At 39.1% G+C, this 13887-nt stretch carries 16 protein-coding genes; 7 read left to right on the top strand and 9 right to left on the bottom strand.

Annotated features, from left to right (window positions below; translation table 11 throughout):
• Positions 1 to 19: 19 nt before the first annotated feature.
• The 4 genes from P2E05_RS11460 to punC form a co-directional block, all read right to left on the bottom strand.
• Complete coding sequence (locus P2E05_RS11460; protein WP_154625067.1) at positions 20 to 307, bottom strand: putative quinol monooxygenase; 288 nt, start codon at positions 305 to 307, stop codon at positions 20 to 22.
• Positions 308 to 334: 27 nt separating this feature from the next.
• Entirely contained in the window at positions 335 to 1090 is a 756-nt protein-coding gene (locus P2E05_RS11455) for a helix-turn-helix transcriptional regulator (RefSeq protein WP_247047079.1), read from the bottom strand.
• 158 nt (positions 1091 to 1248) lie between these two features.
• A complete protein-coding gene (cfa, locus tag P2E05_RS11450; RefSeq protein WP_163862004.1) occupies positions 1249 to 2397 on the bottom strand; it encodes a cyclopropane fatty acyl phospholipid synthase in 1149 nt (382 codons plus the stop codon).
• Between the two features lie 362 nt (positions 2398 to 2759).
• A complete protein-coding gene (punC, locus tag P2E05_RS11445) occupies positions 2760 to 3980 on the bottom strand; it encodes a purine nucleoside transporter PunC (RefSeq protein ID WP_196713029.1) in 1221 nt (406 codons plus the stop codon).
• Positions 3981 to 4103: 123 nt separating this feature from the next.
• Between punC and punR the strand changes: the two genes are divergently transcribed.
• Positions 4104 to 5009, top strand: a complete 906-nt coding sequence (punR, locus tag P2E05_RS11440) for a DNA-binding transcriptional activator PunR (RefSeq protein ID WP_154625070.1) — start codon at positions 4104 to 4106, stop codon at positions 5007 to 5009.
• Here the strand turns inward: punR and purR are convergent, their stop codons facing one another.
• Positions 5010 to 6035, bottom strand: a complete 1026-nt coding sequence (gene purR / locus P2E05_RS11435) for an HTH-type transcriptional repressor PurR (protein WP_154625071.1) — start codon at positions 6033 to 6035, stop codon at positions 5010 to 5012.
• A 281-nt stretch (positions 6036 to 6316) separates the two neighbouring features.
• Between purR and P2E05_RS21930 the strand changes: the two genes are divergently transcribed.
• Entirely contained in the window at positions 6317 to 6400 is an 84-nt protein-coding gene (locus P2E05_RS21930; RefSeq protein WP_101495216.1) for a YnhF family membrane protein, read from the top strand.
• A gap of 77 nt (positions 6401 to 6477) precedes the next feature.
• On the opposite strand, the gene sodB is transcribed toward P2E05_RS21930, so the two are convergent.
• Positions 6478 to 7056, bottom strand: a complete 579-nt coding sequence (gene sodB, locus P2E05_RS11430; RefSeq protein WP_154625072.1) for a superoxide dismutase [Fe] — start codon at positions 7054 to 7056, stop codon at positions 6478 to 6480.
• A gap of 503 nt (positions 7057 to 7559) precedes the next feature.
• On the opposite strand from sodB, the gene P2E05_RS11425 reads away from it, so the two are divergent.
• Positions 7560 to 7907, top strand: a complete 348-nt coding sequence (locus P2E05_RS11425; RefSeq protein ID WP_163861998.1) for a Grx4 family monothiol glutaredoxin — start codon at positions 7560 to 7562, stop codon at positions 7905 to 7907.
• 107 nt (positions 7908 to 8014) lie between these two features.
• Here the strand turns inward: P2E05_RS11425 and rnt are convergent, their stop codons facing one another.
• Both rnt and gloA read right to left on the bottom strand, forming a co-directional pair.
• Complete coding sequence (rnt, locus tag P2E05_RS11420; RefSeq protein ID WP_154625074.1) at positions 8015 to 8656, bottom strand: ribonuclease T; 642 nt, start codon at positions 8654 to 8656, stop codon at positions 8015 to 8017.
• A 118-nt stretch (positions 8657 to 8774) separates the two neighbouring features.
• Complete coding sequence (gloA, locus tag P2E05_RS11415; RefSeq protein WP_154625075.1) at positions 8775 to 9182, bottom strand: lactoylglutathione lyase; 408 nt, start codon at positions 9180 to 9182, stop codon at positions 8775 to 8777.
• A gap of 170 nt (positions 9183 to 9352) precedes the next feature.
• On the opposite strand from gloA, the gene P2E05_RS11410 reads away from it, so the two are divergent.
• Entirely contained in the window at positions 9353 to 9592 is a 240-nt protein-coding gene (locus P2E05_RS11410; RefSeq protein ID WP_154625076.1) for a DUF1289 domain-containing protein, read from the top strand.
• Between the two features lie 543 nt (positions 9593 to 10135).
• Positions 10136 to 10570, top strand: a complete 435-nt coding sequence (gene slyA, locus P2E05_RS11405; RefSeq protein ID WP_154635589.1) for a transcriptional regulator SlyA — start codon at positions 10136 to 10138, stop codon at positions 10568 to 10570.
• Positions 10571 to 11068: 498 nt separating this feature from the next.
• Here the strand turns inward: slyA and P2E05_RS11400 are convergent, their stop codons facing one another.
• Positions 11069 to 11536 carry a glycine zipper 2TM domain-containing protein gene (locus tag P2E05_RS11400; protein ID WP_154622766.1) on the bottom strand — a complete coding sequence of 156 codons (468 nt, stop codon included), beginning with the start codon at positions 11534 to 11536 and terminating at the stop codon, positions 11069 to 11071.
• Between the two features lie 530 nt (positions 11537 to 12066).
• Here P2E05_RS11400 and anmK point away from each other — a divergent pair.
• Positions 12067 to 13188, top strand: coding sequence for an anhydro-N-acetylmuramic acid kinase (gene anmK, locus P2E05_RS11395; protein ID WP_196713031.1), 1122 nt, complete (start codon positions 12067 to 12069; stop codon positions 13186 to 13188).
• Between the two features lie 24 nt (positions 13189 to 13212).
• The gene (pdxH, locus tag P2E05_RS11390; RefSeq protein ID WP_154622764.1) at positions 13213 to 13866 is read left to right on the top strand and encodes a pyridoxamine 5'-phosphate oxidase; all 654 of its coding nucleotides are present in this window, start codon (positions 13213 to 13215) and stop codon (positions 13864 to 13866) included.
• Positions 13867 to 13887: the final 21 nt, after the last annotated feature.

Below are 13887 nucleotides of genomic sequence, written 5' to 3'. Positions count from 1 at the left end.
TTGCCATTAACTTACTTAATTAATCTTTGCATTGATAATTTTCACTAAAATTAATCGAGATGCTTGCATTATCACGTTCAATAGCTTCAACCAACAGTTTAAAATGCGCTGATTTTTTATGCATCTCAAGAGCATCAGCACTTTCCCATTCTTCAAAAACAATGTAGCCATCATCTTTAGTGAAGAGGTCGTATTTGATACACCCTTGTTCACGTCGACTTAATTTAGCTAAATTTTTGATAATATCCTTGGTTAAATACCCATCCTTATTTTCCGTTGTGATTTGTGCATATACAACAATACTCATTCCGTTCTCCTTAATGTGTATTGAGAACTATCTTAAAGGGTACTTGGCTTTTGTATTGTAAAAAAACGAATAGCTGGACTTTAAGAAGGCGGACGGGGTCATGGTAAAATAACGCTTAAAATCACGGTAAAAGTGAGACTGATCATAATAGCCTGTTTCCAGCCAACGATAGGTATCTTGCTCGTGAAGCATGCTTTTAAGTAATTGTTCTAAACGGCAATTTATCTGATATCTTTTAGGCGTGATCCCATATTCTTTGACAAATTCTTTTTGGATAAAACGTGCACTATATCCCATTTCATCGGCAATATCGTTAATCTTTTTGTTTGGATGGCGATAGAGAATAGCCAATATATCATCGACTAATTGATGCTGTTTTGAGGCCTTAGTCACAGTAAAACATTCTAATAGCTCTTTAAAAGAAGCATTGATTAAGTTTTGATACCAAGGTTCTGACCATATGCTCTCAAGCGAGGTGGGATTATCCGTATAAGCTAAGGTACGTTGAGGCAGTAAAAAACGCACCGCATCATGACGCACACGTAATATAATTAATTTTCCTTGATTCGGTTTTGCTGTAAATGTCTCGACTCGGGGAATGACAAGTTGATATTGGCTAACTTGTTGTTGGTGTGCTGTTGATAAATGTAACTCTTTGGTGGAAATCCAAATCTCAGCGCCAGTACCAGGAAAAATTTTAATGGGTTTAGTAAATTTTTTAAAAATTAAGATGGAGCTAATAAAACCATTCAATTCAGCTGGTGGATAATACTGTTTGAGCATAGTCTATACGTAAAGAGTTATTAAGATAACATATAATAACGTTTTTTAGTCGAAAGACTAATAAATTAATACTCACGACGAAATTAAGGCTCTATCAAGAGATTTTTTCTCAATAATAGAGCCTTAACGACGGTTTTAAAGAATACTCGCTTGGTTAATTAACGTGGTACTCTCATTCCGCCGCTGACCCCATTGGGGCTCCAGAGAATTTGCCATAGCTGAATATCTCTGGCTCGAAAAGCACCAGCACAGGAATTTAAATAATAGCTAAACATACGTTTAAAGCGAGGCGTATAATTCTCGCTTAATTCAGGCCAGCTATTTAAAAAGCGCTCATACCAAGCCATGAGCGTTTTGTCATAATCAGCACCAAAATTATGCCAATCTTCCATGACAAATTTTCCTTCACTGGATTGACCTATATTTTGAATGGAAGGAAGTACGCCATTGGGGAATATATATTTACCGATCCATGAGTCGACATTTACCTTATTTTTATTAGAGCCAATGGTATGTAACAAAAATAAGCCATCGTCTTTAATATTGCGGCGTGCTACATCAAAATAGGTTGCATAATTTTTAGGTCCAACATGTTCGAACATACCGACAGAAACGATACGATCGAATTTATCATTTAGTTCGCGATAGTCTTGCAAAATAATATTAACATCTAGGCCAGCGCAACGTTCTTGAGCCAATTTTTGTTGTTCTTTAGAAATGGTAACACCGGTAACAGATGCGCCATAATGGCGTGCAGCATAAGCACTTAGGCCACCCCATCCACATCCAATATCTAACAGACGCATACCCGGCTCAATTTGCAATTTGCGACAGATTAAATCTAATTTATTTTCTTGTGCTTGCTCAAGTGTCGTTGCATGATTCCAATAGCCACAAGAATATTGCATATAAGGATCTAGCATTAGGGTAAAAAGATCATTTCCCAAATCATAATGTTCTTCCCCAACAATCCAAGAGCGTTTCTCTGTTTGCAAGTTTCGTAGGCGCGCCATGGCGATTTTCATGATATCTGTGAGGTTATTTGGCAGCTTTGTATCAAGCTTGGCTTTTAAAACTTTATAAAAAAAGATATCCAAGCGTTCACAGTCCCACCAACCGTCCATGTAACTCTCGCCTAGACCGAGAGAACCTTTTTGCAGAACCCTTTTATAAAAATCAGTATTATGTATTTGGATGTCGAACGGTCTAGAGCCGTTTATTTCAATTCCAGCTTGATTTAATAAAGATTCTGCGATTCTTTGCCAATTAGAAACTTTAGTTTTGGTTTCATCTACACAAGTGCTCATATGCTCTCCAACTTGAGATGAAGGTTTTTGAGATAGAATTTCAGCTTGCTGAAGGTGTAGGATTGCGAAGAATTGCTTCACAAAGACAGGAACGCATTTATACCGTCGCGCCCTGAGTTTAAACCATGAATATCGTATTAACTCAAAAATCACTTCGGACTAAGTATTATCCGAGTATAGAAGTGATAATTTTATTTAACAATGGCGAAAAATGTCACTTTTGGTAAAAAAGGAGAATTTTAAACGATAACACTGAATTAGAGTATCAGATAAGGTGTGGATAATCATAGAAAGATGGTCGGAAGAGGGTTTTTTGAGGAAATCAGCCACGACAAAGCAGTGGCTGATGAGTTAACAGGTTGTTAATTCTGATAACTTGTTCTTTCATTAGTCTGTTTGGTGCAATCTTTTGTATATTGCATAAAATAACCAATAACCATCGGTATGATGGTCACCGCCATGACACCGGTTGTCGATAATAAAGGATCGAAAGGTAACGCTGAAACCAATAAACTGGCTAAAAAACATAAACCAAGTTGCAAAGCATTTTGTAATGCAGCGGCTTTACCGCTAGCCTGTGGATAGGTATTGAGTGCTTTTGACACCGCGATTGGATAAGACGCCCCATTCATTGCTGCCATAAAACAGAATGGAATTAAGATCATGGTGAGGCTCGGTGTTGTGTATATCGCCATCAAAAAGAGTATCGACATGCTCACCGCATAACCGACCAACAGTAATGGAAATAATACTTCAGCACGAATTTTGATTAATAGAAAACGGCAGCCATAGCCACCAATAATAAATGCTAGCGTTTGTGGGATGTAGCTCAAACCAATATCAGCAGGGTTAAAACCCATATTTCTTAAAATAAATGGTGAACCTGTTAACCAAGCAAAAAAACCCGCACTACATGAAGCGTAGACTAACACGTTACCACTATAGATACGTGAACCCAGTAGTTTTAAAAACGAAATAGATTCTTGGTCATGGGAATCCACCGTCATGTCTTTTGAAGGATTCTTTTTCAATAACAGGGTTGGAATTAACAATAAAATACCAACAGCCATTAAGACAATAAAAATAATTTCCCAATCATAATGTTCAAGAACCCATGCACCTAATAACGGTGCTAAAGCCGGAGAAAGAGCCACTAAAGGCATAATCGAAGCAAAGACTTTTTGAGTGCTCGCAGCATCATAGCGGTCAATGACCAGAGCTTGCCAGAGCACAGCCGCACTACAGACGCCAACCGCCTGTAAAAAACGCAAAATAAGGAGTTGAGTCGCATCCGTTACCCATAAAATGCCTAAACAGCTCACAATGAATAACGATAAACCTGCGATCAATATCGGTTTGCGTCCCAGTTTGTCAGATAATGGCCCCCACAAAAGTTGTGCAAAGGCAAAACCAGCTAAGAAAATGCTCAAAGAAGCACTAATCGCACCTTCAGAAGTGTTTAATGCCGTTTGCATTGAACCAAATGCAGGCAGGTACATATCGATGGCTAAAAAACCAAGCATACTCAAACCAGCAAGGTAAAGCATAAAGCCTGGGGAGTTTTTTGTCGCAGAATTTGTCATGGAAGCTTACTTATCCAGAATTTACATAATTGTTAACAGAGACTCTATTTTATAGGTTGTATTTTTACATTGTGAAACGGTAATATTTGGAATCTGCTATCAAAATTTTTGAAAGGTATCATTATGTGGTCAGCTCATGCTCTAGAAGTTATTGATGCCGTTGCAAGAACGGGAAGTTTTAGTGGCGCTGCGGAAGAACTGCATCGTGTTCCTTCAGCAATTAGCTATACGGTTAAGCAAGTAGAGGAATGGCTTGCTGTACCTATCTTTGAACGTCGTCACCGCGATGTTGCCTTAACTGAGGCAGGGGAGATTTTCATCAAGCAAAGTCGCTCCGTTATCAAAAAAATGATACAAACGCGTCACCAATGTCAACAGGCAGCAAATGGTTGGCGAGGGCAGTTTAGTATCGCGGTAGATTGTATTGTCAAACCTCAGCGAACAGAGCAACTGATCTTAGATTTCTATCGTCATTTTCCTGATATCGAATTATATATTCATCCTGAAGTGTTTAACGGCGTATGGGATGCACTCGCCGATGGGCGTGTTGATGTTGCGATTGGTGCGACGCGTGCTTCACCCATCGGAGAGCGTTATAGTTTTCGTGATATGGGGTTTATGTCATGGCGTTGTGTGGCCAGTCCAAACCACCCTCTGGCGCAGCTAAAAGGAAAATTGACAGACGATCAAATGCGCGAATACCCAAGTTTATGCCTTGAAGATACCTCACGTAACTTGCCGAAAAGAGATACATGGGCATTAGATAATCAGCGGCGTTTAGTGGTGCCATTTTGGGAAAATGGTATGACATGTCTTGTTAATGGCTTATGTGTTGGCATGGTACCTGAGCACCGAGCAAAGCCCTTTTGTGATGAGGGGAAATTAGCCCAATTGCAGCTATCTCAGCCATTCCCTCCGAGTCCTTGCTGTCTAACGTGGGTGGAAAAGAATACATCACCGGCGTTGAGTTGGTTACTTGAATATCTTGGGGATAGTGAAACACTCAACGCCGAATGGTTAGCGCCTTAATTAACGACGGTAGTCAATAAATGGTCCGTCAGCGACAGAACGACGCTCAACTAGGCGAGGATGGACTTCAATCGTTTGTGCATCTTCGCGCTTGTTCACAATACGATCAAGCAGCATAGCGAATGCCATCTGGCCTAGACGCTCTTTAGGCTGGTGGATAGTCGTCAACGCGGGAGTAAAATAACGCGCATTGCGCACATTATCATAGCCAATGATAGAAATGTCTTGAGGAACACGCAATCCCATCTCATCCGCAGCGCAAATTGCGCCCATCGCCATAATGTCACCGCCACAGAACACGGCAGTAGGTTTTTGCTTATTACTTAAGATCTGCATCATTGCTTTATAACCAGATTCTGGTTCAAAGTCGCCTTGCACGATCCATTCATCACGTAAAGTCACTTTCGCTTCTTCCATGGCTTTTTTAAAACCCGTCAGTCGACCAATACCGGTGTTGCGTTCTAAAGAGCCAGGGATCACGCCGATGTCACGGTGACCCCGATCAATTAAATAACGACCTGCGAGGTAACCGCCATGAAAAGAGTTATCAATGATACTGTCGGTAAAATCACCACGGGAAGTGCCCCAGTCCATGACGACCATAGGAATATTGCGATAATCTTCCAGCATATGGATTAGTTTATCGGGATATTCAGAACACATGACGAGTAGCCCATCAACACGCTTTTGCGCAAGCATTTGTAAGTAAGCTTGTTGCTTACCTAAGTTATTATGAGAGTTACATAAAATAAGGGTATAACCTTTCTCATAGCAACTATTCTCGACTGACTCAATCACTTCAGCAAAATAAGGCGCCTCACTTGATGTCGCGAGTAGGCCAATTGATTTTGTATGATTAACTTTCAAACTACGAGCAACAGCACTCGGTGAATAGTTGAGTTCTTTTATCGCAGCCCAAACAGCCGCTTTAGTATCATCAGCTACGAAGCGCGTTTTGTTTATTACATGGGATACGGTTGTGGTGGAGACGCCAGCGCGCTTCGCCACATCTTTAATCGTTGCCATGGGAAAAAAAAACTCCTGACCAATAATCGGTCTTGTTATGAATTCTTATTAAAAAATTACCTAATATTACCTACATATTGAGGCATAGTGCCTTAACTGGCAATAATTTAGCGATTAGTTATCGATTTTGTCTGATCTAGCGCAAAAACAAAAGAAATAATTGATGTTATAACCTGTGATATAGACACTGGTTTTTATAAATCGTCATGTCATACTTATTTAACCATGTATAAGTTATGGTTATTTTGCTGGTTAACTGTTCGTTATGATGAGAGGGACTCATGGATACAGATTTTAAATTTGGACTATTAGCAGCGTTAGGTTCTTTGGCTGTGATCATTGCTTTTGCAGTACATATTTTTTAATTTTACTGTTTAATTAAAGGTGAAATTAAGAAGGGCGAGTATTGACTCGCCCTTTAGCTATTCTCTAAAGAAAATGATTAAGCGAGGTTTTCTTCAACGAATTTCCAGTTGACTAAGGCCCAGAAGTTCTCTAGGTATTTAGGGCGCGCATTACGGTAATCAATGTAATAAGCGTGTTCCCAAATATCGACAGTGAGGATAGGTTTATCATCACCAGAGATAGGGGTTGCCGCATTTGATGTATTCACAATAGCTAAGCTGCCATCGGTTTTTTGAACCAGCCAAGTCCAACCGGCACCGAAATTTTTAATCGCAGCATCTGTGAACTGTTGTTTGAATTCAGCGAAAGAACCAAAAGCTTTATTAATGGCTTCAGCAACTTTACCGGTTGGTTCTCCACCCGCATTTGGTGCTAAGCAGTGCCAGTAAAAAGTATGGTTCCAAACCTGTGCGGCGTTATTAAAAATACCCGCATCTGAAGTCTTGATGATCTCTTCCAGTGATTTACCTTCGAAAGCCGTACCTTTGACTAAATTGTTGAGATTAACAACATAGGTATTATGGTGTTTACCATAGTGATACTCTAAGGTTTCTTCCGAGATATAAGGTTCTAGCGCATTTTTAGCATAAGGTAGAGCGGGAAGTTCAAATGACATTGCGTACTCCTTGTTTGCGTTTAAAACAACACATATGGGTGTGGTGCTCATAAAAGTGAGCAAATAATTTAATACGTATATCTTGCTATGAGTTATACACGAACCGAACGTTCATGCGGTCTTGCTTATTCTTTAATAGATTAATAATAGCATGAGATGCTTGCCGAGTTATAGGCATGGATATTCTGCGTCATATATTACCAAATTTTTTCAACAAAAACACCTTAAAATCATAGAGATAATTATCTTAATCAATAGAGTTTAAGATCGCGCTTTTCTGCCTTGCTGAAGCAAGTTCGTGTAACTTAAAACGGGATTCTAGAAAAAATCCCTTTTTCCAGCTTGGAGTGCTATAGTAATACCCCTGTAAAACTGGCATATTGTATGAAACAATCACGTTTTAACATTCCGGTCAAATATTCTAGCTTAGTCGCCATCGTTGAGAAAATGGCTGACGATGGCGACTGACTGCAAATCAGCACCCATGTTCTAAGGAAGTAAAAATGACGACAATTGAAAGAATCGAGCGCCAAATTAAAGAAAACCCAATCCTTCTGTACATGAAAGGCTCTCCTAAGCTCCCTAGCTGTGGTTTTTCTGCTCAGGCAGTTCAAGCTTTATCTGCTTGTGGTGAACGTTTCGCTTATGTCGATATTCTGCAAAATCCAGATATTCGTGCAGAACTACCAAAATACGCTAATTGGCCAACTTTCCCACAATTATGGGTTGATGGTGAGCTAGTAGGCGGTTGCGATATCATCATGGAAATGTATCAGCGCGGTGAACTCCAGTCACTGATTAAAGAAACTGCTGATAAGTATCGCTCTGCGGATGAGACTCGTGCGGAGTAAGTATCTGCTTAGTTAAGAACGCCGAGTAAATCTAAAAAACCGTATTAGCCCCATAGGTTAAGCTAATGCGGTTTTTTTGTATCTTAAGGGGCTTAAGGGGGGCGGGGTTACTCTTGCTCTGCGAGTGGCCAACCACCTAGCTTTTTCCATTTATTTACTAATTCACAGAACAACAGTGCGGTACGATTCGTATCATATAAGGCCCCGTGAGCTTGCTTGCCATCAAATGGAATACCCGCTGTCACACAAGCTTTCGCTAAAATCGTTTGTCCGAAAACCAGACCACTTAATGCCGCAGTATCGAATGTGGCAAATGGGTGGAATGGATTACGTTTTAAGCCTGCACGTTCAGCTGCATTCATGACAAAACTATGATCGAATGTCGCATTATGAGCAACAATAATGGCTCGATTACAATCGGTAGCTTTCATCCCTTTGCGTACCATTTTAAAAATAGCGTGCAAAGCGTCGTATTCACTAACTGCACCACGTAATGGGTTAGTGGGATCAATACCGGTGAAGGCTAAAGCTGTTGGTTCTAAATTTGCTCCCTCAAAGGGTTCTACATGAAAATGTAAGGTCTCATCAGGGGATAACCAGCCGTCTTTATCCATTTTTAAAGTAATGGCGGCAATTTCAAGTAGGCCATCCGTTTTGGCGTTAAACCCACCCGTTTCCACATCAATGACGACAGGATAGTATCCTCTGAAGCGGTTAACGAGTGCATTGGGATTATTTTTATCAGACATTAGGTTTTTATATTAGGTTTCTGGTTAGTGGCTATTATGCCAAAGCCAAAAAAATTTTGCAGATAAACTAAAACTAGGCAGGAAGCACACTGCCTAGTGATTCACTCATCAAGGTAAATTAATTACCTAGGCCTTTACTGGCACTTTTATTTTCAATCAACTCGATTTTGTAGCCATCGGGATCTTCAACAAAAGCAATAATCGTGCTGCCCCCTTTTACTGGGCCTGCTTCTCGAGTGACGTTACCACCCGCGTGACGAATATCTTCGCAGGTTTGAGCAACATTATCGACACCAAGCGCAATATGGCCAAAAGCGGTTCCCATCTCGTAGCTATCAACACCCCAGTTATAGGTTAGCTCAATGACTGCACCTTCACTTTCGTCACTGTAACCGACGAATGCCAACGAATATTTATACTCAGGGTTTTCACTGGTACGCAGTAGACGCATACCCAAAACCTTAGTATAAAAATCTATTGAACGCTGCATATCTGTCACACGTAACATAGTATGTAGTAAGCGCATAAAGAACTCCCTTAAAAGTAACTAAGTGAAACTGAATCGTTTAACGATCAATATAACGCACCTATAGGATCGAACACAATGAAATAGGTTTATTTATTAACCAAATAGTAGATATAATCTAATTCATGGAGTATATCATTAATGGGTGTTTTTAGTTAGGTGATATCAATATGGCGGAGCAACTCGAGTTTTTTGAAATTCAAAGCCCTTGTCGTGGAATTTGTCAAACCAATGAACAAGGTTATTGTCGAGGCTGTTTTCGTTCGAGGGAAGAACGCTTTCAGTGGTTAAAATTTACAGATAGCCAAAAACGCAATATTCTACGTTTATGTCGCCAGCGCTACCTTCGTTCAATCTCGGTTAAAACACAAAAAGATGAGCCACCTTCAACGCAACAAGAGCTGTTTTAGTCGATATCTAAACTGAAATAGAGAGTAACTATTTTAAAAAGTAAATTTTATTCGAATATAATTAATTTCAATTCTAATTAATTCAAAAAAGTTAATAACCACACATATTCTTCAATTAAATTTTAGTTATTCAAAATAATTATTAAATAAAGTGTCGGTGATTAAAAATAGCATGATTTTAAGAATAACTATATTTAATTGTTTTTTAAGAAGTAATTTGGAATTGTCTTTTTTATTGTTAATTGTAATTACTATAAGGGTTAAAATAGATAGATTTGAAAGAAGAGTAAGGCTATTCTTATTAACAAGATAATTGAGAGTTCATATTAGTGAATAAAATGATATTTAATATATAAGAAAATTGAATTTGATTTATGATGGAAATCACAAATCAAATGATTGACTATGACCATAAATGGGTATTTATCATGGTTATTTTTAATAATTAGTTGTCATAGCGAGAGGGAGTGAATATATAATTTAAAAAATAATTTATTGGTTGTATATTTGTTAGGCAGAATAGTGTTATATAAGGAGGGAACATTGGAGTCACAAATAGGAACTGATTTATCACGTGTGGTACGCATGTGGAGATCACTCATTGATCATCGTTTGAAACCGCTTAAGTTAACGCAAACGCATTGGATTACATTGCACAATATTAGTCAATTACCACCTGAACAGTCTCAAATTCAACTCGCAAAAGCTATCGGTATTGAGCAGCCATCATTAGTGAGAACACTTGATCAGTTAGAAGAAAAAAAACTGATATCTCGACACACTTGTGTCAATGATAGACGTGCGAAAAGAATAAAGTTAACGGAGGAGTCTGAACCTTTTATTAAGAAAGTAGATGAAGTTATTGATAACACACGGAAAGAAATTTTAGGCAATATATCTCAAGATGAGCTTGGTCAATTATCCGTTCTGTTGTTAAAGCTAGAAAAAAATATCTTAAGATTACAAGGAGATTTGTAGTTAGAGTTTAATAATAAATTAAGTGTATTATTAGTGTTTCAATTATTACAGCAGAATTAATTTTCTATTTTGCTGGGGCCATTATTGTTCTGAGTTTTTGCTAAATAGATGTTTTTTGATATTTAATTATTGATTAAGCTTATTGTTTAGTAATAACTCGTTTTTAACTAAATTGACCAATTAAAGATGAAAAGTTATTCAAAGCGGTATTCATGACAAGCTTTAGTATTCATAAACTTTTGTAAGATTAACTGGTTTTTAAGGAATAAGTCACACAGAGCAAACAAACAATAAATCAAATAGGATTGGCAATTGATGGTGGTAAATCACTTATACATTATCAATCGGTTATTAGAATCCAAGATGATGTAAATACAAATTAGGTGAGTATATAGACAACTAGAGGTATGAAGAGGCTATACGGAAATAGTTTATAAATTCCCTAAGATAAAAAGTATGTTCACCGGTAGGGTACCGGTGAACATATACTCATTATTATTAACGTGGTGATACAGTGACTGTGCCGCCACTATTTGCAATCATGACACGTTGGCCAGAGCGGAAAACACTTGGATCTTGTTTTTGAACAACGACGATATTTTTACCGCTATCAAGACGAATTTCTAATTGTACACCTTGGCTCTTATTCAGCGCACCTTGAGCTTGTTGGCCGGCTAAGCCACCCGCAATTGCTCCCGCTGCGGTAGCAAGCGTTTTACCAGAACCGCCACCAATGGTATTACCCAATAGGCCGCCTAGTACTGCACCACCAATCGCACCGATAACATTTTCATCTTCACCAGCTTGGATGGTAATAGGGCGTGCATTCAATACAGTACCGTAAGTTACAGTCTGTACTTGTTTAGCGTCTTTAGCTGAAATAGTATCACCAGAAAGTGTACTGGTATTGACACAGCCAGATAATACAACGACTGCTACAACACCGACGAAAACTTTCTTAAGCATAATTACTCCTATGAGACTTGCTGTCTGTGGCACTAACATAGCATTGGATAGTTGTTTTAACCATATTCGCAATATGAATGTTACATTTGGGTCAAGTTAAAACGGGTATAAGACTACTGATTCTGATTTAAACAGAGTGTAAACACTAGGTAAAATATCTCAAAGTAGGAAATATTTCATAAACTAAGGCACACTTTGTTAAATTCTTGCATGATACAAATTCATGAACAATCATAATTGAGTATTAATCATACAAAAAATATGTTCTTACGATCAATTATCTTTGTCTTTATTAAATTCAGTTTAGTAATTATACACTAAATTATAATTAGTGAGATATAGATATCAGTGCGTTCAAATAATGAGATTTGCGTATATTTTAAACATAGAAGGGGATTATTTCGTTAACTCTCTTTTTTTCTGCGAGTCAGCCCGAGAAATCACAATGTCTGGTTGACAAAAACTTCCATCAAAGCACAATCTTTTTAGGTTTAAACTCACAAGCCGTAACGCTAACTAAAGGAACGATAATGATAAAGCAAGGTCGTTATATAGGGATCATGTCAGGAACCAGCTTAGATGGGGTCGATGTTGTTCTTGCAGCGATCAGCGATAAATTTGTTGCTGAGCAATCCAGTATTAGTATTGCGTTTCCTGTTGAGTTGAAAAAAAGAATTCTCAATATATGCCAAGGTCAGGAAACCACATTATCTGAAGTTGGAAAAATTGATCGTGAGTTAGGTTCTCTTTATGCAGATGCTGTGAACCAGTTGCTAGCTAAAACGGGAGTCGCGGCTACCGATATCATTGCAATAGGTTGTCATGGGCAAACAGTTTGGCATGAGCCTGATGGTGAAGCACCTTTCACAATGCAACTTGGTGATAATAATCGGGTCGCCGCATTAACGGGTATTACGACAGTCGGTGACTTTAGACGGCGAGATATGGCGTATGGCGGGCAGGGGGCTCCACTTGTGCCTGCCTTTCATTTAGCGGTATTGGGTCATGCGATAGAAAAAAGAATTATATTAAATATTGGTGGCATATCGAATATTACAGCTTTACTGCCAGGCGCTTATGTCAAAGGTTATGATACCGGGCCTGGGAATATGTTGATGGATATATGGGTATGGCGTCATAAACAATGTGGCTATGACGAAAACGGTAATTGGGCAAGCTCGGGAATTGTGCATCAACCACTACTTAAAGCGATGTTACGCGATCCCTATTTTAGACGTTCGGCGCCTAAAAGCACGGGGCGAGAATATTTTAATATGCAATGGTTAGATAAACATTTAGCGAATTTCCCCGCACTGTTACCTCAAGATGTGCAAGCCACCTTATGTGAATTAACTGCAGTGTCCATTGCTGAACAAATATTGCTTTGTGGTGGCTGTGAGCGTTTAATCGTGTGCGGTGGCGGAGCAAAAAATACCTTTTTAATGCAGCGCCTTGCTGCGTTACTGCCGGGAACAGAAGTTGGCCCAAGCGATAAATATGGATTAAGTGGTGATGATATGGAAGCGCTGGCTTTTGCTTGGCTCGCTGCACGAACGATCGCGAATCTACCGGGTAACCTTGCGTCAGTGACAGGTGCTGAGCGTGCCACTGTTCTTGGCGCGATTTACCCTGCCAATACCGATGAAAAATAATTGCGTTAAGGAAATGAGACAACGATGAACGACGCACAAAACTTAAAGCTTGCAGCACTACGCCGTGAATACACTCAAGGCGGCTTAAGACGAACCGATTTAACGCCAGAACCTCTGGCATTATTTGAACGATGGTTAAAACAGGCCTGTGAGGCAAATCTCAGTGATCCAACGGCTATGTGCGTCGCGACGGTTGATGAAACAGGTCAACCTTATCAACGTATTGTGTTATTGAAGCACTTCGATGAAAAAGGGTTAGTTTTTTACACGAATATGGGGAGCCGTAAAGCTCAGCATCTAGAAAAAAATAATAAGGTGAGCTTACATTTTCCATGGTATCCACTTGAGCGACAAGTGAGTTTTTTAGGTGTGGCAGAACGTTTGAATCCGATTGAAGTGGTGAAGTATTTTCATAGTCGGCCAAAAGATAGCCAAATTGCAGCTTGGGCATCTCAACAGTCATCGAGAATTTCGGCTCGAAGTATTTTAGAAGGTAAGTTTTTAGAGCTAAAACAAAAATTCCAAAATGGCGAAGTACCTCTTCCTAGTTTTTGGGGCGGGTTTCGCGTGGTCTTTAATAGTGTTGAGTTTTGGCAAGGGGGAGCTAATCGTTTACATGACCGTTTTATTTACCAGCGTGATGGGGACGGATGGAAAATTGATAGGTTAGCGCCGTAATAAATTGTTTTTTAGCTGGCA

It is taken from the genome of Providencia stuartii, assembly GCF_029277985.1.
GTDB lineage: Bacteria > Pseudomonadota > Gammaproteobacteria > Enterobacterales > Enterobacteriaceae > Providencia > Providencia zhejiangensis.
This window is presented reverse-complemented; position numbering and strand designations above follow the sequence as displayed.